18 protein-coding genes and 1 other RNA gene are annotated in these 25,044 nt (G+C 69.6%); 12 read left to right on the forward strand and 7 right to left on the reverse strand.

The window, feature by feature from the left end; translation table 11 throughout:
- Nucleotide 1: 1 nt before the first annotated feature.
- From MLE64_RS02255 to nudC, 3 genes are all read left to right on the forward strand, one after another.
- On the forward strand, nt 2-1,108 hold the full coding sequence (locus MLE64_RS02255) for a WD40/YVTN/BNR-like repeat-containing protein (RefSeq protein ID WP_243315364.1): 1,107 nt from the start codon (nt 2-4) through the stop codon (nt 1,106-1,108).
- 62 nt (nt 1,109-1,170) lie between these two features.
- Nucleotides 1,171-1,419: a hypothetical protein gene (locus tag MLE64_RS02260; RefSeq protein ID WP_243315366.1), complete on the forward strand. Its 249-nt coding sequence runs from the start codon at nt 1,171-1,173 to the stop codon at nt 1,417-1,419.
- Between the two features lie 24 nt (nt 1,420-1,443).
- On the forward strand, nt 1,444-2,214 hold the full coding sequence (nudC, locus tag MLE64_RS02265; RefSeq protein WP_243315368.1) for an NAD(+) diphosphatase: 771 nt from the start codon (nt 1,444-1,446) through the stop codon (nt 2,212-2,214).
- 64 nt (nt 2,215-2,278) lie between these two features.
- Here nudC and MLE64_RS02270 read toward each other — a convergent pair whose 3' ends face one another.
- Entirely contained in the window at nt 2,279-5,683 is a 3,405-nt protein-coding gene (locus tag MLE64_RS02270; protein WP_243315371.1) for an adenosylcobalamin-dependent ribonucleoside-diphosphate reductase, read from the reverse strand.
- Nucleotides 5,684-5,973: 290 nt separating this feature from the next.
- Between MLE64_RS02270 and ffs the strand changes: the two genes are divergently transcribed.
- Nucleotides 5,974-6,069, forward strand: an RNA gene (gene ffs, locus MLE64_RS02275) — signal recognition particle sRNA small type.
- Nucleotides 6,070-6,279: 210 nt separating this feature from the next.
- Here ffs and MLE64_RS02280 read toward each other — a convergent pair.
- Nucleotides 6,280-7,152 carry a TIGR02757 family protein gene (locus MLE64_RS02280; protein ID WP_243315373.1) on the reverse strand — a complete coding sequence of 291 codons (873 nt, stop codon included), beginning with the start codon at nt 7,150-7,152 and terminating at the stop codon, nt 6,280-6,282.
- A 136-nt stretch (nt 7,153-7,288) separates the two neighbouring features.
- Here MLE64_RS02280 and MLE64_RS02285 point away from each other — a divergent pair, with 136 nt between their 5' ends.
- The gene (locus MLE64_RS02285) at nt 7,289-7,690 is read left to right on the forward strand and encodes a hypothetical protein (protein ID WP_243315376.1); all 402 of its coding nucleotides are present in this window, start codon (nt 7,289-7,291) and stop codon (nt 7,688-7,690) included.
- A gap of 74 nt (nt 7,691-7,764) precedes the next feature.
- On the opposite strand, the gene MLE64_RS02290 is transcribed toward MLE64_RS02285, so the two are convergent.
- A complete protein-coding gene (locus MLE64_RS02290; protein ID WP_243315378.1) occupies nt 7,765-8,277 on the reverse strand; it encodes a hypothetical protein in 513 nt (170 codons plus the stop codon).
- Nucleotides 8,278-8,388: 111 nt separating this feature from the next.
- Between MLE64_RS02290 and hemH the strand changes: the two genes are divergently transcribed.
- The 6 genes from hemH to MLE64_RS02320 all read left to right on the forward strand — a co-directional run bounded on the left by hemH (nt 8,389) and on the right by MLE64_RS02320 (nt 13,472).
- Nucleotides 8,389-9,336 (forward strand): ferrochelatase, encoded by a 948-nt coding sequence (gene hemH / locus MLE64_RS02295; protein ID WP_243315380.1) that lies wholly within the window; start codon nt 8,389-8,391, stop codon nt 9,334-9,336.
- Nucleotides 9,333-10,592 carry a protoporphyrinogen oxidase gene (gene hemG / locus MLE64_RS02300; protein WP_243315382.1) on the forward strand — a complete coding sequence of 420 codons (1,260 nt, stop codon included), beginning with the start codon at nt 9,333-9,335 and terminating at the stop codon, nt 10,590-10,592. The genes hemH and hemG overlap by 4 nt, the downstream gene beginning before the upstream one ends.
- Nucleotides 10,593-10,636: 44 nt before the next feature.
- Nucleotides 10,637-11,503 carry a DUF481 domain-containing protein gene (locus MLE64_RS02305; protein ID WP_243315384.1) on the forward strand — a complete coding sequence of 289 codons (867 nt, stop codon included), beginning with the start codon at nt 10,637-10,639 and terminating at the stop codon, nt 11,501-11,503.
- Between the two features lie 59 nt (nt 11,504-11,562).
- Complete coding sequence (locus tag MLE64_RS02310; RefSeq protein ID WP_243315386.1) at nt 11,563-11,958, forward strand: DUF2914 domain-containing protein; 396 nt, start codon at nt 11,563-11,565, stop codon at nt 11,956-11,958.
- Nucleotides 11,959-12,032: 74 nt separating this feature from the next.
- Nucleotides 12,033-12,554, forward strand: coding sequence for a DUF421 domain-containing protein (locus MLE64_RS02315; protein ID WP_243315387.1), 522 nt, complete (start codon nt 12,033-12,035; stop codon nt 12,552-12,554).
- A gap of 30 nt (nt 12,555-12,584) precedes the next feature.
- Nucleotides 12,585-13,472 (forward strand): SPL family radical SAM protein, encoded by an 888-nt coding sequence (locus MLE64_RS02320; protein WP_243315389.1) that lies wholly within the window; start codon nt 12,585-12,587, stop codon nt 13,470-13,472.
- Nucleotides 13,473-13,521: 49 nt separating this feature from the next.
- Here MLE64_RS02320 and gltB read toward each other — a convergent pair whose 3' ends face one another.
- Nucleotides 13,522-17,919, reverse strand: a complete 4,398-nt coding sequence (gltB, locus tag MLE64_RS02325) for a glutamate synthase large subunit (RefSeq protein WP_243315391.1) — start codon at nt 17,917-17,919, stop codon at nt 13,522-13,524.
- 134 nt (nt 17,920-18,053) lie between these two features.
- Here gltB and dnaX point away from each other — a divergent pair, with 134 nt between their 5' ends.
- A complete protein-coding gene (dnaX, locus tag MLE64_RS02330; RefSeq protein ID WP_243315399.1) occupies nt 18,054-19,664 on the forward strand; it encodes a DNA polymerase III subunit gamma/tau in 1,611 nt (536 codons plus the stop codon).
- Here the strand turns inward: dnaX and MLE64_RS02335 are convergent, their stop codons facing one another.
- From MLE64_RS02335 to MLE64_RS02345, 3 genes are read right to left on the reverse strand one after another with little or no spacing between them, the layout of a single operon-like run.
- Nucleotides 19,665-19,886, reverse strand: coding sequence for a MoaD/ThiS family protein (locus MLE64_RS02335; RefSeq protein WP_243315401.1), 222 nt, complete (start codon nt 19,884-19,886; stop codon nt 19,665-19,667). It lies immediately after the preceding gene.
- A gap of 45 nt (nt 19,887-19,931) precedes the next feature.
- Nucleotides 19,932-24,029 carry a translocation/assembly module TamB domain-containing protein gene (locus MLE64_RS02340; RefSeq protein WP_243315404.1) on the reverse strand — a complete coding sequence of 1,366 codons (4,098 nt, stop codon included), beginning with the start codon at nt 24,027-24,029 and terminating at the stop codon, nt 19,932-19,934.
- Complete coding sequence (locus tag MLE64_RS02345; RefSeq protein WP_243293616.1) at nt 24,029-25,003, reverse strand: serine/threonine protein kinase; 975 nt, start codon at nt 25,001-25,003, stop codon at nt 24,029-24,031. The genes MLE64_RS02340 and MLE64_RS02345 overlap by 1 nt, the downstream gene beginning before the upstream one ends.
- Nucleotides 25,004-25,044 lie beyond the last annotated feature (41 nt).

Here is a 25,044-nt window from a genome sequence, read left to right on the forward strand (position 1 = left end):
GATGGACCAGCTGCTGATTTCCACCCGCAAGGGGCTCTTCTCCGCGCGCCGCACCCAGCGGGGTGTCTGGGACCTGGAGTCCGTGTCCTTCCTGGGCGACAACGTCTCCCTGGCCATGCAGGATCCCCGTGACGGCGCCTGGTACGCGGCCCTGGACCACGGCCACTTCGGGGCCAAGCTGCACCGCTCGAAGGATCGCGGCGCCACCTGGGAGGAACTCGGCGTTCCAGCCTATCCCACGCCTCCCGAGGGCCACGTGGAGAAGGACTTCCTGGGCCGGGAGATCCCCTGGCGCCTCATCCGCTTCTGGTGCCTCACGCCGGGGCTGACCTCGCAACCGGGGCTGCTCTGGGCGGGCACGCTGCCGGGCGGCCTCTTCTGGAGCGAGGATTTTGGCGCCACCTGGCATCTGGTGGAATCGCTCTGGCACATGCCGGAGCGCCGCAAGTGGGCCGGCGGGGGCGCCGACTCGCCCGGCATCCACTCCATCTGCGTGGACCCCCGGGACGGGAACCGCGTGGTGGTGGCCGTCTCCAGCGGCGGCGTGTGGCACACGAAGGACCTGGGGAAGACCTGGACCGCCCACACCAAGGGCATGCGCGCCGACTACGCGCCGCCGGAGCTGGTGGAGGCGCCGGAATCCCAGGACCCGCACCGCATGGTGCAGTGCCCCGGCGCGCCGGACGTCTGGTGGGTTCAGCACCACAACGGCATCTTCCGCAGCACGGACGACGCCATGACCTGGACCGAGATCAAGCACGTGAAGCCCTCGGTCTTCGGTTTCCCTGTGGTAGTGCATCCGAAGGATCCCGACACGGCCTGGTTCGTGCCCGCCATCAAGGACGAGCGCCGCATCCCCGTGGAGGGCCGCGTGGTGGTGAACCGCACCCGCGACGGCGGGCGCACCTTCGAGACGCTGGGTCGCGGCCTGCCCGAGTCCTGGGCCTACGATCTGGTCTACCGCCACGGCCTGGATCTCGACGACAGCGGCGAGCGCCTGGCCTTCGGCTCCACCACCGGTTCCGTGTGGATCAGCGAGAACGCCGGCGACGATTGGATCACCCTCGCGGAGCACCTGCCGCCGGTGCATGCGGTGCTGTTCGTGTAGCGGCCGGGTACCATGGACTACCGGTGTGGCGGACCCTCTGCCCGCCGCTTCCTGGAGAATCCGTGACCCGAATGGCCCGCACCCTCGCCGCCCTGATGTTCGGCAGCACCCTGCTGATGGCGCAGCTCCCCAACCCCCTGGGCCTGCCGGATCCCCTGGGCCTCTCCAAGAGCCCCGCGCCGAGCCGGGACGGCCGCCGTGCCGAGCGGAGGCCCAGCCGGGAGCGGGACCACGGCAAGCACAAGGGCCACGAGAAGCGCGAAGGGCGGGAGCGCGAGGGCCGGGAGCGCAAGGGGCATGACCGGCACTAGGATCCGGCCCCTGGGCGAGGCGGCATGAGCGAACGGCGGATCATCTTCCAGGGAAACCGCCTCTGGCTCGCGCCGGAGGCGTCCTTACCTGAGGTGGAGGCGGAGCTTCGGCTGCGCCTGCCTGAGGGGCACCTGGCGCTGAGGGTGGCCGAGGATCATCCGGTGCCCGAGGGCGTGGAGGCGGTGGGCCTGCGCGATGCCTTCCCCCGCATGGACCCGGAGGCATGGGCCCGCGCGGGCCGCGCCAGCCAGTGGCTGGAGTGGGCGGCCGGGCACCGCTTCTGCGGGAGCTGCGCCACGGCCCTGGAGCCTTGTGAAGGGCATGGCCGCCGCTGCCCGGCCTGCGGGCGGACGGTGTTCCCCTCCAACGCCACGGCCATCATCGTGCTCATCCAGCGCGGGGCAGGGGCGGAGCGGGAGCTGGCCCTGGCGCGCTCGCCCCACTTCAAGCCCGGCGTGTACAGCGCCATCGCCGGCTTCACCGAGCCCGGCGAATCCCTGGAACAGGCCGTCCACCGCGAGGTGGCCGAGGAGCTGGGCATCCGCGTCCACCACCTGCGCTACTTCGGCAGCCAGCCCTGGCCCTTCCCCAACGGCCTCATGGTGGCCTTCCTGGCCGACCACCTCGATGGCGAGCTGCGGCCCGATCCCGCCGAACTGGAGGACGCCCGCTGGTTCCGCCTCGACGCCCTCCCCGACCTGCCAGCTCCCCTCAGCATCGCGAGGTGGATGCTGGATGCGGCCGTGGCGGGAAAGACGGATGAACCACGGATGAACACGGATACACACGGATGAAAACAAAGGGTGGGATCGCTCCCGCCCTTCCGTCTTTCTCTGCGCTCTCCGCGGCTGGCGTCTTCTAGCTGCACCCCGTCGTGGCGCCGCAGGTCTGGCACTTCATGCAGGCGCCGTTGCGGACGAGGGTGAGGTGGCCGCACTCGGGGCAGGGGTCGCCGGTATAGCCCTTCTCTCGGGCGGCCTGGGCCGCGCTCACGGCGGCGCGGGCGCCCACCAGGACGGGCTGGAGGGTGGGCTGCACGGGGGCAGGGGCGGTTGCTGGCGCCGCGCCCGTGGCCTCGGCCTCGGGGAAGGGCAGGGGCGTGCCCGTGGGCAGGCTGGGCAGGGCGCCGGCCAGGCCAGGCGCCTGGCTGCCGGGGCGCAGGCCCGTGGCGGCGTTCACGATCTGCTCGGGCTCCACGTGGGCCAGGTCGTAGCGGCCCAGGTAGCTGATGGCCAGCTCGCGGAACACGAAGTCGATGATGCTGGTGCTCATCTTGATCGTGTCGCTGCCCATGACCATGCCGCCGGGCTCGAAGCGGGTGAACAGGAAGGCGTCGCAGAACTCTTCCAGGGGCACGCCGTGCTGGAGGCCCATGCTCACGGCGATGGCGAAGCAGTTGAGCACGGCGCGGAAGGCGGCGCCCTCCTTGTGGATGTCGAGGAAGATCTCGCCGAGGCTGCCGTCCTCGTATTCACCGGTGCGGAGGTAGAGCTTGGTGCCGCCCACGGTGGCCGCCTGGGTGTAGCCGCCCCGGCGGTTGGGCATGCGGCGCCGGTAGGTGCGCACCAGCTGCTGCGTGAGCGCCTGGGCGACGGCGGGGGCCTTCTCCGTGGCGGTGGCGGACTCGTCCAGCAGCGTGTCGGCGCCGTCCAGCAGGTCGAGGTTGGTGGCCATGGCCTGGCTCATCTTGGAGCCGTCGCGGTAGAGCGCCACGGCCTTGAGCATGAGCTGCCAGCTGGCTTCGTAGATCTTCCCGATCTCGGCCACGGAGGCCTCAGCGGGCAGGTTGATGGTCTTGCTGATGGCGCCGCTGAGGAAGGGCTGGGCGGCGCCCATCATCCGAAGGTGGCCCATGGGCGCGATGTAGCGCCGGCCCGTGCGGCCGCAGCGGTTGGCGCAGTCGAAGATGGGCAGGTGCTCGTCCTTGAGGTGGGGCGCGCCCTCCACGGTCATGGTGCCGGCCAGGGCCAGCAGGAAGGTCTCCACCTGCTCGGCGCTGAAGTCCTTCTTCAGGCGTTCGACATCGATGGCGTAGGCGGGATCGAAGGCCGTGGGGAGCTTCTGCTCCACGGCGGCGATCTCCTCCTCCGCCCAGCCGGCGCCCTTCAGCATGGAGCGGGTGATGCCAGGGGTCTCGTCGGTGATCTGGAGCCAGCCCACCACGTGGCGCTCGATCTCCTGGATCTGCGCGGGCGCGTAGCCCAGGCGGGCCAGGGCCTCGGGGATGGCGCGGTTTACCAGCTTGAAGTAGCCGCCACCCGCCAGCTTCTTGAACTTCACCAGGGCGAAGTCGGGTTCGACCCCGGTGGTGTCACAGTCCATGAGGAGGCCGATGGTGCCCGTGGGCGCCAGCACCGTCACCTGGGCGTTGCGGTAGCCCCACTGCTCGCCGTAGGCGAGGGCGGTGTCCCAGCTCTCGCGGGCGGCCTCGACGAGGCTCTTGGGCACGCCGGCGCCGGTGAGGCCCTGGGGTCGGATGGAGAGCTGCTCGTACTCCGAGGCCGGGGCGTTGTAGGCGGCGCGGCGGTGGTTGCGGATGACGCGCAGCATGTGCTGGGCGTTCTTCTGGTAGCTGGGGAAGGGGCCCAGCTCCCGGGACATCTCCGCGCTGGCCGCGTAGGCGTCGCCCGTGAGGATGGCCGTCAGGGCCGCGCACCACTGGGTGCCCTCGGCGCTGTCGTAGGGGATGCCCATGCGCATGAGCATGGCGCCCAGGTTGGCGTAGCCGAGGCCCAGGGTGCGGAAGTCGTAGCTGCGCTGCGCGATGGCCTCGCTGGGGAACTGGGCCATGAGCACGCTGATCTCGAGCACCACGGTCCAGAGGCGGATGGCGTGGCGGTAGCCCGCCAGGTCGAAGCCGCCGTCGTCCGTGAGGAAGGTGCACAGGTTCAGGGAGGCCAGGTTGCAGGCGGTGTCGTCCAGGAACATGTACTCGGAGCAGGGGTTGCTCGCGTTGATGGGCCCGTCCTCGGGGCAGGTGTGCCAGTCGTTGATGGTGGTGTTGAACTGGATGCCGGGGTCGGCGCAGGCCCAGGCGGCCTTGTTTACCTTCTCCCAGAGGTCGCGGGCCCGGAGCTTCTTGCTGGTCTTGCCGTCGATGCGGCGCTTCAGGTCCCAGTCGCCGTCGATCTCCATGGCGCGCATGAAGGCGTCGGGCACGCGGACGGAGTTGTTGGAGTTCATGCCGCCCACGGTGTAGTAGGCGTCGCCGTCCCAGGAGGTGTCATAGCCCTTGAGGTCGCGGTCGAAGTCGCCCTCGGCCAGGCGACCCAGGCACTGGGTGAGGAAGGCCGCCGGCACGCCCTCGCGCTTGGCGCGGGCCAGGGCCTTGCGCAGGGCCTCGTTGGTCTTAGGATCGGCATCCTTGCTGGTGGAGCCTTCCACGGACTGGCAGAGGGCGTCCCAGTGGCGGCGCACGACGGCGCTGCCGGCGGCCAGCATGGCAACCTTGCGCTCCTCGGTCACCTTCCAGTCGATGAAGGCCTCGATGTCGGGGTGGTCCAGGTCGAGGCAGACCATCTTGGCGGCGCGGCGGGTGGTGCCCCCGCTCTTGATGGCGCCGGCGGCGCGGTCGCCCACGGCTAGGAAGCTCATGAGGCCCGAGCTGCGGCCGCCGCCGGAGAGGGGCTCCTCGGAGCCGCGCACCTTGGAGAAGTTGGTGCCCGTTCCGGACCCGTACTTGAAGATCCGGGCCTCGCGGGTCCACAGGTCCATGATGCCGCCCTCGTTCACGAGGTCGTCGGCCACGCTCTGGATGAAGCAGGCATGGGGCTGGGGGCGCTCATAGGCCGAGGTGGAGCGGGCCATCTCGCCGGTCCGCGGGTCCACGTAGCTGTGGCCCTGGGCCGGGCCCGAGATGCCGTAGGCGAAGTGCAGGCCCGTGTTGAACCACTGCGGGGAGTTGGGGGCGCACATCTGGTCGGCGAGCATGTAGGTGAGCTCGTCGTAGAAGGCCTGGGCGTCATCGGCGGAGTCGAAGTAGCCGTGGGTCTCGCCCCAATGGCGCCAGCAGCCCGCCAGCCGGTGGAAGACCTGGCGCGCGTCCTTCTCCCCGCCGTTCTGGGCGTCGATGCCCTTCCGGCGGAAGTACTTCTGGGCCAGGATGTCCACGGCCACCTGGGACCAGGCCTCCGGCACCATCACATCCTTGGCCTCGAAGACCACGGTGCCGTCGAGCTTGGAGATCCGGCTGGTCCGGGGGACGAAGCGGAAGCCTTCCAGGGGGTCGTGGCCAGCCTTGGTGAAATGGCGGGAGATCTTCATGGTCGGTCCTGGGGGTCGGTGGGGGTCGGGGTGGGGGGGAGGTTCGAGGAGAAGGCTTTCCCGGAGGCGCGCAAAGCCATCCCCTGTTCCGGGGCGCTTTGGGGGTGACCTCTATGGGTTGTGCCGGGAGAAAAGGATGGCCCCAACATGTGGGGGTGTCAAGGGCACCCCACCGGATTTTTCCAGCATTTAAAAAAGCCCATGAAATCCGTCACTTCGAGAGCCTGTGCGCCTCCGCGACGACCCCTTTCCCTGGCGCGACCTACCCCTTCCGGACTACCCTGTACCCAAGCCGGGCCCCATGCATCGGGGTGCGATGAACCGGGTCAGGTCGGAAGAAGCAGCCCTAAGTCGTTCCCCCGAGTGCCGTGGCAAGCCCGGCCCTTTTGCGCCTGCGCAAAAGGGCCGGGTTTGCCATCGCTCAGGCTGCGCCTTCGCGAATCGGCACTGGCATGGGCTCCTCGCCGGGGGCCCGGCGCCGCAGGCTCCACCGGAGCCTGCTCTGCCACCCGGCGGTCGCCCACATGGCCAGCCCGGCCTCTGGTTCCGACGATCGAAAAAAATGTTGAAATAAGACTGCTTAAGCTTTGTCCTTTCTATCTCGGAATCCGCGCAGCGGATTCCGAGCCGGCACGGCAGACGGAATACAGAGGGCACTCCGCACACGTGCTCCGGTGGCGCACCCCGGGGCAATCCCCCAGGATGCCGAGGTGGCTGAGGGCGAAGTCGTAGCGGAGGGGATCGACGGGATCGAGGCGGCGCAGGGCCTCGGTGATCTCCCGCGCCATCTTGCCGTCAGGGGTGGCGCGGCGGGTGAGGCCGATGAACCGCGACACGCGGGCCACGTGGGTATCCAGGGGAATGACCAGCAGATGGGCCGGATAGCGGGTCCAGAGGCCGAGGTCGGGCCAGCCCGGGCGGACCATCCAGCGCAGGAACATGCGCCAGCGCTTGCAGGCAGCGCCTTCCAGGGGGTCGGGCAGGGAGAACCGGGACCCGTAGGAATCCGGCAGTTCGGTACGGAGGCGCTGCACCAGCCGGGAGAGCGCGATGTCGGGATCTTCGGTGGGCCGGGGCTGGAGGTGGGCCTCCAGGCCGCTCCCGCTCTGCGCGTCCAGCCGTTTCCATGCCAGCAGCCAGGCTGCGAGGTCGTCGGCGGTGTGGAACCGCCAGGCCCAACCGGCCAGCGTGCGGGTCAGGCTCCGCCTGAGCTCCGCCTCATTCCGCTCGCGGAGCCAGGCGGCCGGCGCGTGGCCAAGGGGCGCCAACGCGGCCTGCACGGCCCGGATCATGGGATCGACCCGGCCGTAGGCGAGATGGGCCGCCACGAACGCAGCCACCTCCCGGTCCAGCGGCGCATCGTAGGCCAAAGCCACGGAGAGGGGATCCTTGGCCAGGGCCCCGGCCGTGTCGTATCGGTCGCACAGACCGTCCAGGCGGGCTTTCAGGGTGGAGCGCGGGGTTCCCATCCTGTCCAGTGTCCCAGCAGGCGGGCGCCGGCGGCAAAAAACCGCACCTCGTGTCTGAAATCACTATGTAAGCAAATGCGTTGCCGTTATGCTGATGAGCGGTGGCCCGTGGCCCCATTGGGAGAAGCAACCGCACATGATGACCCTGCGTGGCCTTGGAAACCTGGCGAAGATCCTGGAAGAAGCAGCAAAGCCCGATTCCGTATTGCGTGAAGACCGCGAGAAGCCCAAGCCCAAGGTTCTCAAGAAGGGTGAGAAGGCCGGGAATACCCGGACCATCGATCCCAAGCGGAAGGTCTGGTACGAGAAGCGCCTGAAGGAGGTCACGGCCAAGGCGGCCACCCCCGAGAGCGCCGCTTCCGGTCCCGTCAGCGCCCCGCTGGTGCCCGCGGCTCCGGCCCTGGCCAAGAGCGTGGCTTCCAAGGTGGGCGGCTCCCTGCTGCAGACCCTGGCTGCCGCCAAGGATGCCAAGCCCAAGGCCGAGGGCCAGAAGCGCTCCGAAGCCTGGCGCCGCAAGCCGGGCGAGTCGATCTTCTAGCCTCAATCCATTCATGCGAAAACGAGGCGGCTCTGCCGCCTCGTTTTCGTCATGCGGGGCGAAACCCCGCAGCCTCAAGCCAAGGGCGCGGTCCGAAGAAATTTCCGGCCGATCCACGTGGTGGAGAGGGGACGCTCGAACCGGCCGTGCCGCAGGTCCCCGAGGGTCAGCAGGGCCAGGTCCAGGATCGGTGTGGTGGCGCCCAGCGTGCCATCCGCAAGGCGGGACTCGAGTTCCGGGCGGGTGAAGGTCCGCAGGGTCCCAGACAGGCGGGCCACCACCACCTGCGGATCGAGGAGGACGAGCCCCAGGCGCCCGGCCGCCTGTCCCACGCTCCGGAGCATGCCGTCGATGGCGCAACCCGAGGGGTTCGAAGCCAGGGTGGGCTCCGCGATGGCCAGGATGCGATCCTCCAGCAGGGTCCAGGTTCCCTGGTACTGGACGCCCTTGTGGCGCCAGCGGCCCATGAGCGCGTCTAGGTCCGGGGCCAGGAGCGCCGCGTCCACCGGCCGGTCGAAGGCCACGAGCCAGAGCCGGGCCTCGTCGGGTAGCTCGGCGAAGGCGGACAGGGAGGCGGGGATGGCCATGGCGGACTCCAGTGTCAGAACAGTTTATGGGATGCCGGTCATTCCGGCGTCATGCCGAGTCCGGGTTTCCGTGACGAAAGTTCCGCCATGTCTCGCGTAAGGTGGAAGGTGATGCGAGATACGGCGATCCTGCTCCTGAACCTCGGCGGTCCAGTGAACCTGGACCAGGTTGAACCTTTCCTCGCGGCCCTGTTCGGCGACCGGGACCTGATCCGGCTGCCCGGGCCCGCCTGGCTCCAGGGCCCTTTGTCGCGGCTCATCGCCCGGCTCCGGGCTCCCGGCGCGAAGGTCCGCTACGGGCAGATCGGAGGCGGCTCTCCGCTGCTCCGGGAGAGCGCCCTCCAGGCCGCGGAGTTGCGGGCCGCCCTTCGCGCCGCCGGCCGTCCCGAGCTGGTGAAGCTATGCTTCCGCTATGCCGCCCCGCGGGCTGAGGGCCTGCTGAAGGCCCTGAAGCGCGACGGTGTCCGCAAGCTGGTGCCCGTGACCCTGTATCCCCACGACTGTCGCGCCACCACGGGTTCCAGCCTGCGCGAGCTGGTCGTGGAAGCCGCGAAGGCGGGGATCGAGATCTTGCCGGGGATTGAGCACTACGCCACGGACCCCGACTACCTGGACGCTCTGGAACGGCCCCTGCGCGCGGCGCTGAAGGACCTGCCCGAGGCCACGGTGATCTTCAGCGCCCACAGCCTTCCCGTGCGCCAGATCGAGGCCGGGGATCCCTACGAGAAGGAGATCGCGGCCACCCGCGAGGCGCTGATCGCGCGCATCGGGCCCGTTCCCGGCGGCTACCTCCAGGCCTACCAGAGCCGCACGGGCCCCGTGCGCTGGCTGGAGCCGCCCCTGAAGTCGGTGCTGGAGTCCATGGGTGGCAAGGACGTGATCGTCGTGCCCATGAGCTTCGTGAGCGAGCACATCGAGACCCTGCACGAGCTCGACATCGAATACCGCCACGTGGCCGACCAGGCGGGCATCCGGACCTACCGCCGCGTGCCCACCCCCGGCACCGATCCGGCCTACATCCGCTGCCTGACGCGGCGCGTCCTGGAGATCCTCCCATGAGCACCCTCATTCTCGGCGGCGGCGTGACGGGCCTGGCGGCGGCCTGGCACCTGCAGCGGAAGGGCGAACCCGTCGAAGTGTGGGAAGCCGCGGCCTCCGTGGGTGGCTGGATGAAGACCCTGCCCTGGGAAGGCGGCCACTTCGAGACGGGCCCCCAGGGCGTCCTCTGGCAGAAGGGGACCGCGGTGGACCGTCTCTTCAGCGCTATCGAGCTGCCCTTCAAGTCGCCCGGCACCGGCGCCCGCTGGGTGGGGAAGGGCGGGCGCCTCATTCCTGTTCCTGCTTCACCCGTGGGCCTGATGACCTCGCCGCTGATGTCCATCGGCGCCAAGCTGCGGATGATGCTGGAACCCTTCCAGCCTGTGCGCCAGGGTGAGCCCGAGGAAGGGCTGTCGGCCTTCATCGAGCGCCGCCTGGGCAAGGGCGTGGCCACGGAGCTGCTGCCGTCCATGATCGCGGGCGTTCTGGCCGCGCCCGCGGAGATCCTCTCCGTGGACGCCATCCCAAAGCTGCGCCAGTGGGAGGCCACCGGCAGCCTGGTGAACGGCATCCGCAAGGGCGGCGTGAGCCATATGGTGGTGCCCGAGGGCGGCATGGGGCAGCTGCCCATCCGCCTGGCTTCGAAGCTCGCCGCCGTGCGCGCCGGCCTGCGGGCCGAGCGCCTGGAGGCCCTGCCGGACGGCCGCTGGCGCGTGAGCGGCGGAGGCGAGGTGCGCGAGGCGGATCGCGTGGTGCTGGCGCTGCCCGCCTACGAGGCTGCGGCCCTCCTCGGGCCCGTGGCGCCGAAGAGTGCCGAGGCCCTGGCGGCCATCCCTTACACCTCCGTGGACCTCTGGCACAGCCGCCATACCCCGCTGCCCGCCCTGAAGGACAGCTTCGGCTTCCTCATCCATCCCCCCGAAGGGCGCGGCTACCTGGGTTCCCTGGTGCCCTCCTGGATGGATCCCCAGAGCGCGCCGGAGGGCGCCATGCAGCTCCGCAGCTTCATCGGCGGGGCCTTCGGCAAGCCGGCGGACCTGGAGGCCTGGGAGGGCGTGTACGCCCGCCTCAAGCACTGGGTCCCCTCGCTCAGCGACCCTGCGGCCGTGCGCCACGAGCGCGCCGAGCGGGCCATCCCGCGTCCCGAACTGGGTCACCGCGCCCGGGTCCGGACGGCCCTGGAGGGGCTGCCTGCAGGCGTGGACTGGCTGAGCAACGCCCGCTTCGGGCCCGGGGTGCGCGACATCCTGGAGGGGCTGGAGGCCTGGATCGGCTGAGGGATCCAGAAGGGTGGTATGGTCGCTTATTTCCAGGAGGAAGTATGCGTCATGCCTGTCTTCCGGTATTTCTGGCGTCGAGCATTCTCATCCCCTCCTGGGCCCAGGAGGCGGCGGCCCCCAAGCGGCCCTGGTCCGATAAGGCGGCCCTGAGCTACGTGGCCGTGGGCGGCAATGCCTCCAGTCAGAGCCTGGGGTTCTCGAACGAGTACAAGTATCTCTGGGCCGACGCGACCTTCGCCTTCAACGCGGGAGGCGTCCGCGTGTCCACCACCACCATCGACCGCACGGCCTCGGGTCCCAGCCTCGACGCCGCCACGGTCGTGGAGACCCGCACCACCAAGACCAGCACGGAGACCTACTACGCGAACCTCCGCTACGATCACAACATCACGGACCGGCTTCAGTGGTTCGGAGCGGCGGGCTGGGAACGGAACATCCCCGCCGGGCTGGAGGCCCGCATGACCGGGCTGGGCGGACTCGGCTACTGGTGGATCAAGGCGGACCGGATGAAGTTCTTCACGGACGCGGGCGTGGGCTACACCAAGGAGAACCTGGTGTTCCGCCCGGCCGGCACCGATGACCGCTTCGCCACGTTCCGGGTGGGGGCGAAGTTCGAGAAGAAACTCTTCGACACCTCGGTGTTCACCTCGGAGCTGAACATCTCCGACAGCTTCAAGGACTCGCAGAACTACCTGGGCGTGTGGCGGAACGCCCTGACCACCAGCCTCTCCACGAAGCTGGCCCTGAAGGTGGGCTATGACGTGACCTACAAGAACAAGCCAGCTTTCGTCGGGGTGCCCGTGGTCCAGACACCGGTGTCCACGCCGCCGGTGATCCTGGGCGAGGCTCCCTTCCAGTTGAAGAAGACCGACACCGTGTTCACCACTTCCCTGGTCATCACCTTCTGATGACATCGGCGGCGGCCGGGAGCAGAATGGGGCGTCTTTCCCTTCCAAGGAGCTTTCCCATGCGCAAGGTCCTCCTCCCCCTGCTTGCCTGCGCGGCCCTGGTCGCCCAGGCCCCCGCACCGAAGGCCGAAGCCAAGGCCAGCGCCGAGGTCAAGGTCGGCACCGGCGTGGAGAAGATGGAGATCCAGGGCGAGTCCGCCTCGTTCAAGGTGCCCGCCGGCACGAAGATCTATGCCTGGACGAAGGTCGCGGGCGCCGCCGAGAGCACGGTCACGGTGGTGTTCAGCAAGGGCGAGCGCACCTCGAAGCAGGAACTGAAGGTGCCCCGCTCGCCCTATCGCACCAACGCCTATCGCACGTTCCGGGCCGGCGATGCAGGCGATTGGACGGTGAAGGTGCTGAGCGCGGACGGGGCGGAACTGGGCAAGGCGGATTTCACCGTCGAGATCCAGTAGGAAGCCAGCCTCGATCCTGATGTCCGACGAGGGCGGTGCCGTGACCGGCACCGCCCCTTCGTGTGGGAGGGCCCATGCCCATCGCCGCGCTCATCGACGCCCTGCCCGTGGGCTCTTCCATGTGGCGCCTCGCGCAGCCTTGGTGGGAGTTCGTCCTCCGGGCCCTGTTGGTCTACGGGTTCTTGATGGTGATGCTGCGCCTCACGGGCAAGCGCCAGGTGGGCCAGCTGGCCCCCTTCGACTTCGTGATGCTGCTGGTCCTGAGCAACGCCGTCCAGAACAGCATGAACGCCGGCGACAACACGGTGTCCGCGGGCTTCATCCTGGTGGGCACCCTCCTGGTGCTGAACGCCCTGATGGCCTGGCTCACGTGGCGCAGCAAGCGGGCGGAGATCTTCCTGGAAGGGAGGCCCCAGATCCTCGTGCATCATGGCGTCCCGGACGAGGCCATGCTCGCCGCTGAGCGGATCACGCACCATGAGCTCATGGCGGCGGTCCGGCAGGCGGGCGTGGCGGATCTCGCGGATGTGCGGGTGGCCATCCTTGAGACCAACGGCCGCATCAATGTGATTCCCAAATCGCCAGCCACCCCTTGACTCGACGAATAAAAAGCGAAAACTGAAGGCATGACGCCGCTGCCGCTGCCTTCAGAACCGCCCCCCCTCTTCCAGGGCCTGCTGGTGGAGCCTGAGGAAGCGCGCTCCATCCTGCGGCCCCAGAAGGACGAGCGCTACGGTTTCGGCTTCGCCCTCAGCCCCTATCGCGGCTGCAGCCACGGATGCCGCTACTGCTACGTCCGCGAATACCCCAATGCCCTGCACCGGCCCGAGGACTGGGGCAACTGGGTGACGCCCAAGCTGAACGCGCCGGAGCTGCTCTGGTCCCAGCGGCACCGGCTGCATGGCGAGCGGGTCTTCATGGCCTCGGCCACGGATCCCTATCAGCCGCTGGAACGGCAGTACCGCCTCAGCCGCCGGTGCCTGGAGGTGCTGCTGCTCTGCCCCACCACCGACGTGATCGTCCACACCCGGTCGCCCCTGGTGCTCCAGGATCTCGACTTGCTGCGAGCCTTCGGCGACCGGCTGTCCGTGGGCCTGTCCATCCCCACGGATGACGACACCGTGCGTCAGGCTGTGGAGCCCCATGCGCCCGCCATCCCGAGCCGATGGGCTGCCGTCGAGCGCCTGGCCGCCGCCGGCATCAGGGTGACCGTGGCCGTGACCCCCCTCATGGCCGTGCATGATGCCCAGGCCTTCGCCCGGCGGGCCAAGGCCAGCGGGGCCTCCGGCGCCTGGGTGGGCGGCCTCCGGCTCCTGAAGCAGGATCCTTTCTACAAGGTGCTGGCGGACCATGGCTGGCTGAAAGTGCTGGATCCCACCTATGCGGAGGGCATCCGGGAGGCGTTCGGGGTTGCGTTCCCGGCGCGGCGGCGCGTTCGGGAGCGGCCCGTGAAGCCTGCGCCACCTCCACCGCCGCCCATCCGCCAGCCCGGCCTGTTCGACCGGGTGGGCTAGGGCGGTGTTGGGGGCGGGCGGGGGGGGACCTCCGCTCCAAGGAGATGCTCTAGAGAACCTGGGCCTGGGGACTGGCGGCCTTCGCCACGGCTACGGGCACGAAGGGCGCGAAGGCGGTCAGGGCCGCGGGCCAGTCTTCCAGCAGGGCCGTGGCGGTACGACTCCCTGTCCCGGCGGCGTGGGCTTCGAGGAGGTCGCGGAAGAGGGCTTCCTCTTCGGGCCGCCAGACGATGGGGGCGAGGTAGTCGCGGTTCACCTGGTCGCCGCGCTCCCGCCGCAGGAACAGGCAGCCGCCGGTCATGCCGGCCCCGGCGTTGGTGAGGACGGGGCCGAGGATGGCCACGGCCCCGCGGGTCATGTACTCGCAGGCGTGGTGGCCCGCGCCTTCGACCACGGCCGAGGCGCCGCTGTTGCGGACCGCGAAGCGGTCGCCGGCCAGGCCGAGCACCAGCAGCGTTCCGCCCGTGGCGCCATACAGGGCGCCGTTGCCCACGATGGCGTTGGTCTCGGGGGTATAGGAGGCTTCCGGATGAGGCACGAGGATGACCCGGCCGCCGGACATGGACTTGCAGACGGAATCGTTGGCCTCGCCCTGCAGGCGGATGTCGAGCCCCTCGGTGAGGAAGGCGCCGAACCCCTGGCCTGCGCTGCCGGTGAAGTCGAGCCGCAGCTGGCCGGGAACCGTCGGATCCTCGCCCCGCCGGCGCCGCTCACGCACCTGGCGGGCGATGGCCCCGGCCAGGGTGGCCAGGATGCCCCGATCGCCGGTGGTGATGGCGTAGCTGTGGTGATGGGCGCCCCCTCCCGCGAGAAAGGGCTCCGCGTCCGCCAGGATCTGCTGGTTCAGAGGGGCGACCCCCTCCTGGTTGAATGGGATCGGGGAGGCTCCGTTCGCCGCGGAGCGGGGCTCCAGGAAGCCCGACAGGTCCAGCTTGCGATCCCTGACGAAGGTCGCGTGCTCGGGGGCCACCTGGAACAGCTCCACGTGGTCCTGAAGCTCGGAAAGGGAGCGGACGCCCAGGGAGGCGAGGTGGCGGCGCGCATCCTCCGCCAGGTGGACGAGCATGCGCTGGACCGCCTCGGGACTTCCCGTGTAGCGGGCCTTGAACTTCGGGTCATGGGTGGCGATGCCCGCGGGGCAGGTGTTCTTCTCGCAGATGCGGGCCATCATGCAGCCTTCGGCCACCAGCAGGAGCTTGCCGAACTCGAACCCCTCGGCGCCCAGAATGGCCGCGGTCACCAGGTCCTTGCCCGTGAGGAGGCCGCCGTCCACGCGCAGCTCCACCTGGCCGCGGAGCTGGTTCTCCCGCAGGGCCTGGTGGGCCTCGATGAGGCCGAACTCCCAGGGGAGGCCCGCATGCTTCATGGAGCCCAGCGTGGCGGCGCCCGTGCCGCCGTCACCGCCGGCGATGTAGATGATGTCCGCCCCGGCCTTGGCGACGCCCACCGCGATGGTGCCAATGCCCGTGCCGGACACCAGTTTTACGCTGATCTTCGCGCCGGGATGGACCTGCCGCAGCTCGTGGATGAGCTCCTTCAGGTCCTCGATGCTGTAGATGTCGTGCAACGGAGGCGGGGAGATCAGGTCCACGTCGGGCAGCGAGAACCGGGCCTTGGCGATGGTGGCGTCCACCTTCACGCGCATGAGCTGGCCGCCCTCGCCGGGCTTGGCGCCCTGGGCCACCTTGATCTGGATCTCCTCGCCGGAGACGAGGTACTCCGCCGTGACGCCGAAGCGGGCCGAGGCCACCTGCTTGGTGGAGGCGGTGATGCCGTCGGTCCAGTAGAAGGGGTTCTCGCCGCCTTCGCCGCTGTTGCTGCGCCCGCCGACGGCCTCCATGGCCAGGATCAGGTCGCGCTGGCTCTCGGCGCTCACGGCCCCGAAGGACATGGCGCCGGCGCCGAAGCGGTGCAGGATGGCCGACGCGTCCTCCACGGCCTCCAGGGGCAGGGGCGTCGCGGCGGTCCGGAAAGCCAGCAGGTGCCTCGGGTTGATGGGTTCGTCGGCCTTCAGGGAGGCGAGGTACTCGCTGTAGAGCTTCCTGGCTTCGTCCGTCGCGGGGTCGAGCTCCACCAGGCGATGGAGGAGCCTTGCGCGCGCGGAGGTGAGCCCGTGGTGCTCGCCCTCGCCGGGCCGTGGCGATTCCCGGAACTGGTGGGTGTGGAGCAGGCGGTCCATGAAGCCGGCCTGGGCCGCCAGGCTGGTCTTCCGAAGCACGTCGCCAGCCAGCTCCTCGTAGCCGATGCCACCCAGCGGGCTCGCGTGGCCGGGGAAGAAGGTCTCCATCAGCTCGGGCCCCAGGCCGATGGCGGTGAAGAGCTTGGCGCTCATGTAGCTCTGCACCACCGAGATCCCGCTCTTGGCCATGATCTTCAGGAGGCCCGATTCCAGGGCTCCGACGAAATGCTTCTCGCGCTGGTCCGGCGTCAGGGTCCCGAAGCTGGGGTGCTGGTCCTGGCGGGCGATCTCCAAGGCCAGGTAGGGGCAGACCGCCGAGGCGCCGAAGCTGATGAGGGCGGCCAGGTGGTGGGAGGTGCGGGCCTCGCCGGTGTGCATCACGATGGCGGCGTTGAGGCGCAGCCCCGATTCGTTCAGGGTGTGCACGACGGCTCGCAGGGCGATGAGGCCCGGGATGGGCGGCCGCTCGACGCTGGCTTCCCGGTCGCTGAGGATGATGACGCTGGTGCCCTGCTCGACGGCCTTCCGCACGTCGGCGGCCAGCTGCTCGACGGCCTCATGGAACCCGGCCACGCCGTCCTCGCGGCGGAAGACCATGGGGAAGGTGCGGGGGATGATGTGCGATTCGGAGGGGCGCAGGCTCTGCATCCGCTCCAGGAAGCGCATCTGCCCCAGGTCGAGGATGGGCCGCGGCAGTTCCAGCGCCTCGTTCAGGGGCACCAGGTCCTTGGGGAAGAAGATGTTCGGCGCCCGGCCGAGGAACACCCGGAGGTCGGTGATGTTGCCTTCCCGGATGTAGTCCAGGGGCGGGTTCGTGACCTGCGCGAAGTGCTGGTAGAAGTAGTCGAAGAAGGGGCGGGGCTCGGAGGAGAACACGTTGGGCCGGGCGGTGTCGCCCATGGAGCCGATGGCCTCCTTGCCGGTGACGGCCATGGGATAGAGGATCTTCTCCAGCTCCTCGCGGGAGCAGGTGAACAGGGTCTTCTTGAAGGCGCTGACAGGGCCGGGCCCATCGGTTCCCGGGAGCGACCCGATGGGCCGGGTGCGGGCGTCGAAGGTGGCGTCCCGGTGCTCGCGGGAGCGGCCCGGGTCGCGGAAGTGGACCCTGCCGCTGGCCAGGTCGAGCGACACGCCGGTGCCCGCGTAGAGGATGCCTTTGCGGCGGATGGCGGCTTCGTCCACGGGGAAGGAGCCGGCCTCGGAGGCCAGGTAGAAGCGGTCATCGGTCATGGCCCAGCGGGCCGGGCGGAAGCCGTTGCGGTCCAGCCGCGCCCCCACGCTGCTGCCGTCGGAGAAGACCAGGAAGGCCGGGCCGTCCCAGGGCTCCATGGCGCGGCTCCAGAACGTGTAGAAGGCACTCTGCCCCTCGGCGGGGGGCATCATGATCGCGAGGATGTCCTCCATGTGCGGGATGCTGCTGCGGTAGTGCAGGGCCTCGGCGATCTCGTTCAGGCTGCCGGAATCGCTGATGGAGCCGTGGGTCACGAGCTGATCGGCCTTGAGGCCGATGGACATCTCGCGGGAGATGGCCCGGGACCGGTTGCCCGCGATGGTGTTGATCTCGCCGTTGTGGGCGATGAGGCGGAAGGGCTGGGCCTTGTCCCAGGACGTCCGGGTGTTCGTGCTGAAGCGCCGGTGGATCATGGCGAACCGCGTGACGAACCGGGGGTCCTGCAGGTCGAGGTAGAAGCGGCCCAGGTCCGCGGCCCGGGTCAGGGCCTTGTAGACGATGGTGCGCGCCGACAGGGAGGCGAAGAAGAACTCGTTCTGGATGCCCTGCTCCACCAGCTTGGTCCGGAGCACCTGCTTGGCCGAGTAGAGCAGCTTGTCGAAGGAGGCGTCCGTCCGGCACTGCACCGGGCGGCGGAGGACGGCCTGGCGCATGGAGGGCAGGGAGCGTCGGGCCTCCTCGCCGAGGACGGAAGGATCCACGGGGACTTCGCGATAGGCCAGGACATCCAGGTCGAAGAAGGCGAGCGTGGATTCAAAGATTTCCATGGACCGGCACAGGCGATCCGGATCCTGGGGCATGAAGAGGCTGGCCACAGCGATGTCGCCGGGCTGGTAGCCCAGCATCTCGAAGGGGATGTCGGCCATGACACCGGCCCCGTCGCTGCTGACCTGGTCCGCCGCGCAGCCGCCGCGATGCTCCACGCACTTCAGCGCGTGGAGGGCGTCCTCCAGGATGTCGCGGCTGGCCGTGCCAGTCCGGCTGGCGATGAAGCCAACCCCGCATGCGCTGTGCTCGGATCGCGATCCCTCAAGCATCGTCTTTTCCTTTCGGGATCAAGCCATCCTAACGAGAATCAGAACGCCTGTGCCTTTGAAACGCCGTATGGAGTTATCAGGCGCGCTTATAGCCCCTGACGGTCCCCTGGACCTTGTGGGAGACTGGACGTCCAATGACCACCCTCGCCCTCAAGTACCGCCCGCGCCTGCTCTCCGACCTGGTGGGGCAGGAGGGGAGCGTGAAGGCGCTCGCCAACGCCCTCAAGCGGGCGAAGGAGAGCGGGCGCATCCACCAGGCATACCTGTTCGCCGGGGTTCGGGGCACGGGCAAGACCAGCACGGCCCGCATCCTGGCCCGGGCCCTGAACTGCGTGGAGGGCCCCACCGCCACGCCCTGCGGTGTCTGCGATCCCTGCCGGGCGGCGGAGCAGCCGGACCAGAACCTGGACATCGTCGAGATCGACGCCGCCAGCCGGGCTTCGGTGGCCGATGCCCGGGCGCTGCGAGAACAGGTTCAGACCCGCCCCGCCTTCTGCCGCTACCGGGTCTACATCATCGACGAAGTGCACATGCTCAGCACGGAGGCCTTCAACGCGCTGCTGAAGGTCATCGAGGAGCCGCCGCCCCACGCCATCTTCGTGCTGGCCACAACGGAGCTGCAGGACGTTCCGGACACCATCAAGAGCCGGGTCCAGATCTTCCCCTTCCGGCTGATCCCCGTGGGGCTCATCGAAGGCCGCCTCAAGCACGTCTGCGAGCAGGAGGGCGTCGAGGCCGAGGGGAACAGCCTGCGCCTGGTGGCCGAGGCGGGGCAGGGCTCCATGCGCGATGCGCTCACCATCCTCGACCGCGTCATCGCCGCCGGGGACGGAAAGGTGCTGGAGGAGTCTGTCCGCGAGCAGCTGGGCATCGTCAGCGCCCACCTGGTGCAGGGCGTGATGTCCGCCCTGGCCATCGGCGACACGGCGGCCCTGGTGGAGGCCTGCCGCGAGCTGAACGAACAGGGTGCGGACTGGGCCACGTTCTGGCGCGAGTTGGTGCTGGCCTTCCGGGACCGGCTGGAGCAGGAGGCCCGGGCCGCCCGGGGGCCCCAGGACCTGCTGCGCTGGGCGCGGATGCTCCAGCTGCTGCTGAGCCGGGAGCGGGACCTGCGGGACAGCAGCCTGCCGCGGGTGGTGGTGGAGCTGGCCCTGGTGACCGCGGCCCAGCTGCCCCACCTGGCGCCCCTCGATGCCCTCGTGTCGGGCGCTCCGGCCCGCCCTTCAACCCCAGCGGCCGGGCCGCCGCCGGTCCCTTCCAAGGGTCCCCAGGCCGCGCCGGCGCCTGAGGGGCCCCGCAGGCCCACGCCGGTCGCCCCGCAGACTCCTGTTTCGGCGCGCGTTCACGCCGCGCCCCCAAGCCAGTCTTCGGGCCCGTCCGCCCCGCCGCAGCTGCGCACGGCCTGCAGCGAGGCGCTGCGGGGGCTGCCCGGGCTGCGCTCCCTCGGCACCGCCCCGCAGATGGCCACGGACCTGCGCTGGGAACCGCCGGTGCTGCGCTTCCGCTTCCCCGGCAACGTGCGGCAGACCCTCCAGGACCTGGAGCGGGAACGGGCGAATCCCCATGTGCTCGCCGCGCTGGCGGCCGTGCTTCCGGGGCTGCGGGAGCTGGAGATCCGCTTCGACGAGGAACCGGCGGAAGCCCAGCCCGAGCGGCCCGAGGACCGGCTGCGGCGTGAGCCGGGCTTCCAGGACCTGCTGCGCCTCAGTGGGGGCGAAGTGCTGGAGATCCGACGCGAGGGGTGATCAGCCGCCTGACACAGGAGGCATGAGAGCCACCTCGTCGCCGTCCGCCAGGGGGGTGCTCCGGTCCGCGAAGCTCTGGTTCACGGCCAGGAGGGCATCCTTGGGCAGGGCCGCGAAGCGCGGATCCGCCAGCAGATCGCCCAGTGTGGGCGCCGCGGGCAGGCCGAGGTCGGCGAAGCCCAGCAGGGCGCGGTACCGGGCGAAGCACTTCACCGTGATCATGGAGCCTCCACCTCCACGCTAGCGCCTCCCGCCGTCCGCCTCCAGCTAGTTCGGGCTCCAGGAATGCCGGATCTCGCCCGAGGGGGTCAGGCCGGCGCCGCCGCCTTTGCTGGCGCCCAGCTGGAGGATGAAGTTGCCGAAGCGCCACTCCACCTGGCCCGAGGTGATGCTCAGGTTTCCGCTCTTCTTGTGGGAGACCACGAAGGCGCTGCGCTGGCCGAACAGATTGATGCTCTTGCCCATGGTGACCTCGGTCTCCGTGGTACCGACGCTGGTGGTGCGCACGGCCACGTTGACGCGATCCAGGCCCAGGGTGCGGCGCAGCTGCTCCTGGAAGGGCGCGAAGGCCAGGGTGGAGATGAGGCCCGAGCCCGCGCTGGCCAGGCCCGAGGTGATGGCGCCCTGGGTGGCGCCGGACGAGGCGCTTGCGGTGCCCACGTTCGCGGCGTTGCCGGGGTTGATGAGGATGGCCACGATCTCGTCCTGGCGCAGGCTCGGCGTGGAGCTGGGCACGATGGCCAGGTTGCTGAGGGTGCCGTGGATGTCCAGGTTCACCGTGTAGCCGGGAATGGAGGTCACGCTGCCCTGGAGGCTGATGACGGGGTCCAGCGGGCGCAGCTCGGAGAAGGTCAGCGAGCCCCGGTCCACCACCATGTCGCCGGCGGGGAAGATGTTGGTGACCCGGCCGCCGGGCTGGAAGACCAGGATGCCCTTGGGGATGGGGTGCGCCAGGGTGCCCACCACCTGGAAGGGGCCCTCGGTCCGGCCATCGAGCTTCAGGAGGTTGGTGTTGAAGCTCCATGGATTCCTGAGGTCCAGGTCCAGGTCCAGGCGGATGCGGTCCAGGGGGTCGTCCAGGTCCAGGCCCGTCAGGCCGCCGCTGTCGCTGAGAGCGCTGCGGAGGATGAGGTCCGCCAGCTTCACTTCGGTCTGGTAGTTCAGCCGGTCCGCGCGCAGCCGGCCCTTGAGCACGCCCCCGTCCTCGTTGCCATCCAGGGTGGCGCGCAGCGTGCCTTGGATCTCCAGGCCCTCGGGCACGTCGCGGAGTTGGAAATTGGCCAGGGAGGCCTTCAGGGCATAGGTGTCCAGGCCGCCCAGCTTCCAGGTGACCCCGCCGGAAACCTTCAGGTCGCCATGGGCGAGGGTGCCCTGCAGGGGCTTCTCGGCCGGGAGGGAGATGGTGTGGTCCTTGAACATCACCTCGGCCTGGAGGTCCTCCACCCCCTGGTAGCCGCGCAGGTTGAGCCGGCCCTTCTCCAGGGCGAGGCGGCCATCCAGCAGGGGATCGCCATAGGTCCCGTGGACCAGGAGGTCGAAGCGGCTCGTCCCCTGGATCCGGACTTCGGAAAGCAGGCTGTATTCATCGACCTCCATGACGCGATCGAAGATGGTCTTGAGGTGGGCCAGGTTCGCCCCGCCCTGGACCCGGAGGCCGAGGGGCGTGGCCATGGAGAAGGGCAGAGTGCCCGACAGGCGCAGTCCCGCGGCCTGGGCCTGGGAGGCGTCCGCGGGCTTCCGCGCGCCGCCCTCCAGGCTGATGTCCACCGCCGCCCCGGTCGCGTCGCCATGAAGGGCTGAAGGCTGCGCCTGATGCAGCTCGAAGGCGTTGAACTGGGCCGCCAGGCGGTTCAGGGTGCCCGTCCACGCCAGGGCGCGCCCATCCCAGCGTCCATCGGCAGTGGCCTCGAGGTTCAGGTCCTCCAGCAGATCCTCTGTGAGGCTCCGCGCCAGGGTGTCCGTGTGGGCGCTGTCCGGCGCGATGGCCAGGGCGAGGTGGCCCACCAGGTCCGAGCCGTCCCGCCGGACCTGAGCTTCCGCCACGGGACGAGCCATGCCTTCGATGCCGAGCCGTCCCTCCAGGTGGCCCCGCTCCAGCTTCACGGAGGCCTCAAGTCCCTCCAGGCTGCGGCCGCCGAAGAACATGCGGCCCCGGCTCAACGTGGCCCGGCCCTCGGGCAGATCCAGGGATCCGAAGGGGCTGGTGATGGGTCCCAGCAGGCGGGACTCCACCTGGGCCTGCACCCGGGGTCCGGGCAGATTCAGGAGCTGGGAATCCAGGCGCCCGGCGAGGTCCACCCACCAGGTCCAGCGCTTGAAGTCCATGTCGGCCTTGCCCGCCAGGGCCAGGGCTCCCTCGGGTTCGGCGCTGGGCCCGCCCAGCAGGTCCAGCCGTTCGCCGATGCGCACATCGTCGAGTCGCAGCCGGAGGCGGTCGATGTCCATGGAGAAGTCCGAGGAAGCCGCTGGAACTTTGATTCCATAAACTTCACCAAACTCGACTTGAACGGATCCGTTCATGAGGATGTGATCGAACGGCCCCTGGAGACGGACCCACCCCCCGCCGAGCCCCGTGATGGGCAGCTCCCGGCCGTCGGCGTCCTTCACATCCGCCGCCCGGAGCCCTTCGGCCACGGGGAGGCGGAAGGCCGTGTAGCACATGTCCATCTGCTTCTGACCCGGGGCGGTCCGGGCCCAGGTGAGCCATAGGTCGCCACCTCCGCTGCCTTCATCCTTCTTCAGGTCGATGTCCGTGACGCGCAGCTCCGTGTCCCGGATCTGGACCTTCGCCTCGACGCTGTCGGCCCGGGCCCCGTGCCAGCGCGGATGGGTGACCTCCCCGGAACCGTCCAGCTCCAGTCCGGTGCCGCGGCTCCAACGCACCTTGGCCTTGGCCCGGGTCTGGCCTTCCATGTCGAGGTCCACCACCTTCCAGGCGCGGAGGGCCTGGGCCACCTGGCCCGCCCCGACCTCCACCGTGCCATCGGCCTCCAGCTGGATCAGGCCACGGGGCCCGAGCTGCGCCCATCCAGCGCCATCGGCCTTGAGGGCTTCCAGGTCCAAGTGGAGCTGGTCCAAGGTGGCCTGGCCATTCCGGAGGGTGGCGTGCAGGTTTCCGGCCTCGAGGCCGTGCTGGGCCAGGCCGAGCTGGACCGTTCCCTGCCAGCGATCCGGCCGTCGCAGTGCTTCGGGATCCGCAGGCCCCTCCACCTGGGCCTTGAGGTTGCCGCGGAGCCCCTGGAGCTCCGGCAGCCGGAGGAACCGGCCCAGAACCTCCAGATCCAGGCCCTGTCCCGTGAGAGTGCCCTTGGCCGGACTTTTCCGGGACCATCCGCCTTCCAGGGAGAGTTCGCCCTGGGAGGACTGCCAGCGGAGGTGGCTCAGCTGGAATCCCTCAAGGTTTCCGCTGCCGCGGAGGTCGAGGCTGCCCGGGGCCAAGGCGCCCTCCGAGGGCCGCAGCCCCGCGCCGTCGGCGCTCACGGTCCAGCGAAGGTCCGAGAAGGTCCCGCGGGCAGAGGCGTTCAGGTCGAGGTCGCCGGTGAGCGGGGAGCGCTTCATGCCGCCCCAGTGGGCCGCCTGGGCCAGGGTCAGGACGCCCGTCACCCGGGCGTCCAGGCGCTCGGGCGAACCCGGCTTCTTCGCGTCGAAGCGGCCGTGCAGCCGGATCTGGCTTTCTCCGAGGCGGAAGTAGCCCTCCTTCAGGACCACGAACTGTTCGGTGACTTCGCCGTTCAGATCCAGGCGCCCCTTCTCCCATCCGTTCGGCCCCTTGACCATCCACTGCGGACCCGCCACGTCCACGCGGAGCTGGTTGGGAGCCGTCCCGGTGGCCTTCACCTCGAACCGGTACTGCATGGGCGGCAGGCCCCGGAGCGGTTCAGGGATGTCGATCTCGCCCCCGGTGATGCTGAGCAGGTCCAGGCGCACCTGGGGCAGTGGGCCTTTGCGGGGTGGGTGCTCCTTGAGGTGGATGGCGACCAGCCCGGCTTCCGTCAGGCGCAGGTGGGGATGCTCCACCCGGATCGAGAAGATGCGGTGCGTGGGGGCGAGGAGGGAGGTGAGGTTCGTCTGGACCTCCACCCTCTGGACCGTCAGGAGGTCCCCACCCAGCCGCACGTCTCGCATGGAGGCGGATCCGAAGAGCGGATGCAGCTCCAGCTGGCCGACCTCCAGGGAGAGTCCGGTTTCCTCCCGCACCAGCCCATCCAGCTTCGAGATGGCCCAGCGCAGCACCACGGGCCGGGTGGCCACCCAGGGGACGATGGTTACGGTGGCGACGCCGGCCACCAGGACGTAGGAGATCCTCCGTACCCAGCGGCGACCCCAGAGTCGCTGCACGGCTTCCTTGGTGGGATGCCAGACCATCAGCGTTCAATCTTTTCGCGACAGCTGGGGCAGCTCTTGGCCATGCGGGGCAGCTGGCGGAAGCAGTAGGGACAGAGCTGGGCCTGGGTGGTGGCGCGGAGAGTCGGGTGGGGGCCGGAGCTGTTCGTGGAGAGCACGGCGGTGCCCAGGGGCCGGGTCTCTCTGGCCACGCTGTCCCGGAGCCGCCGCAGAGCCTCCAGGAAGGCCTGGGCCGACAGGTAGCGCTCGCCGAGGTTCACGGCCAGGGCCTTCATGACGACTTCGGAGAAGGCCTTGGGGACGACGGGGTTGCGCAGGTGGGGTGCCACGATCTGCTGGCTGGTGAAGGCCTGGGCAATCTTGAGGGGATCCGCGTCGTAGAAGGGGACGGTGCCGGTGAGCATCTCGTAGAGGGTGATGCCCAGGGACCAGAGGTCGGATTGGAACACGGCCCGGCCCCGGAAGTGCTCGGGCGCCATGTAGGGGGGCGAGCCGATGCGTGTGGGCGCGTAGGGCACGTGCTGCAGCTCCAGCACGCGGGAGGTGCCGAAGTCGGTGACCTTGGCCACGCCCTCGCGGTTCACCAGGATGTTGGCGGGGCGGAGGTCCCGGTGCAGGATCTGGTGGCCGTGGGCGAAGGCGATGGCGCTGCAGACATCCAGGCCGATCTCCAGGGCCCGCGTGGGCGGGAGCGTGCGTTCCCGCCGGATCATGCGGTCGAGGCTCTCGCCTTCGACGTATTCCAGCACCATGAAGAAGATCCCGTTCTTCCGCTCCACGGTGATGAGCTCGACGATGTTCGGATGCTTCAGGCCCGCCATGATGCGGGGCTCCTTCAGCAGGTCCACGATCTCGTCCTGCTGCTGGTGGGGCACCTTCAGGGCCACCTTGCGGTTCACCCAGGTGTCCATGGCCAGATAGACGGCCCCGAAACCGCCCGAGCCGAGGCGGTCCAGGATCTGGTATTTCCCCAGGGTCTGGTCCTTGGAAAGCACGGGCGCGGGCTCCGAAGCGATGGAACCAGCATGACCGAAAC

The organism is Geothrix paludis, assembly GCF_022808815.1.
Lineage (GTDB): Bacteria > Acidobacteriota > Holophagae > Holophagales > Holophagaceae > Geothrix > Geothrix paludis.

Bases quoted from the DNA above. Each gene is read 5' to 3' on its own strand.
- MLE64_RS02255 (WP_243315364.1), top strand. From the start codon at position 2: ATGGACCAGCTGCTGATTTCCACCCGCAAGGGGCTCTTCTCCGCGCGC.
- nudC (WP_243315368.1), top strand. From the start codon at position 1,444: ATGAGCGAACGGCGGATCATCTTCCAGGGAAACCGCCTCTGGCTCGCG.
- MLE64_RS02270 (WP_243315371.1), bottom strand. From the start codon at position 5,683: ATGAAGATCTCCCGCCATTTCACCAAGGCTGGCCACGACCCCCTGGAA.
- MLE64_RS02280 (WP_243315373.1), bottom strand. From the start codon at position 7,152: ATGGGAACCCCGCGCTCCACCCTGAAAGCCCGCCTGGACGGTCTGTGC.
- MLE64_RS02285 (WP_243315376.1), top strand. From the start codon at position 7,289: ATGATGACCCTGCGTGGCCTTGGAAACCTGGCGAAGATCCTGGAAGAA.
- MLE64_RS02290 (WP_243315378.1), bottom strand. From the start codon at position 8,277: ATGGCCATCCCCGCCTCCCTGTCCGCCTTCGCCGAGCTACCCGACGAG.
- hemH (WP_243315380.1), top strand. From the start codon at position 8,389: ATGCGAGATACGGCGATCCTGCTCCTGAACCTCGGCGGTCCAGTGAAC.
- hemG (WP_243315382.1), top strand. From the start codon at position 9,333: ATGAGCACCCTCATTCTCGGCGGCGGCGTGACGGGCCTGGCGGCGGCC.
- MLE64_RS02305 (WP_243315384.1), top strand. From the start codon at position 10,637: ATGCGTCATGCCTGTCTTCCGGTATTTCTGGCGTCGAGCATTCTCATC.
- MLE64_RS02310 (WP_243315386.1), top strand. From the start codon at position 11,563: ATGCGCAAGGTCCTCCTCCCCCTGCTTGCCTGCGCGGCCCTGGTCGCC.
- MLE64_RS02315 (WP_243315387.1), top strand. From the start codon at position 12,033: ATGCCCATCGCCGCGCTCATCGACGCCCTGCCCGTGGGCTCTTCCATG.
- MLE64_RS02320 (WP_243315389.1), top strand. From the start codon at position 12,585: ATGACGCCGCTGCCGCTGCCTTCAGAACCGCCCCCCCTCTTCCAGGGC.
- gltB (WP_243315391.1), bottom strand. From the start codon at position 17,919: ATGCTTGAGGGATCGCGATCCGAGCACAGCGCATGCGGGGTTGGCTTC.
- dnaX (WP_243315399.1), top strand. From the start codon at position 18,054: ATGACCACCCTCGCCCTCAAGTACCGCCCGCGCCTGCTCTCCGACCTG.
- MLE64_RS02335 (WP_243315401.1), bottom strand. From the start codon at position 19,886: ATGATCACGGTGAAGTGCTTCGCCCGGTACCGCGCCCTGCTGGGCTTC.
- MLE64_RS02340 (WP_243315404.1), bottom strand. From the start codon at position 24,029: ATGGTCTGGCATCCCACCAAGGAAGCCGTGCAGCGACTCTGGGGTCGC.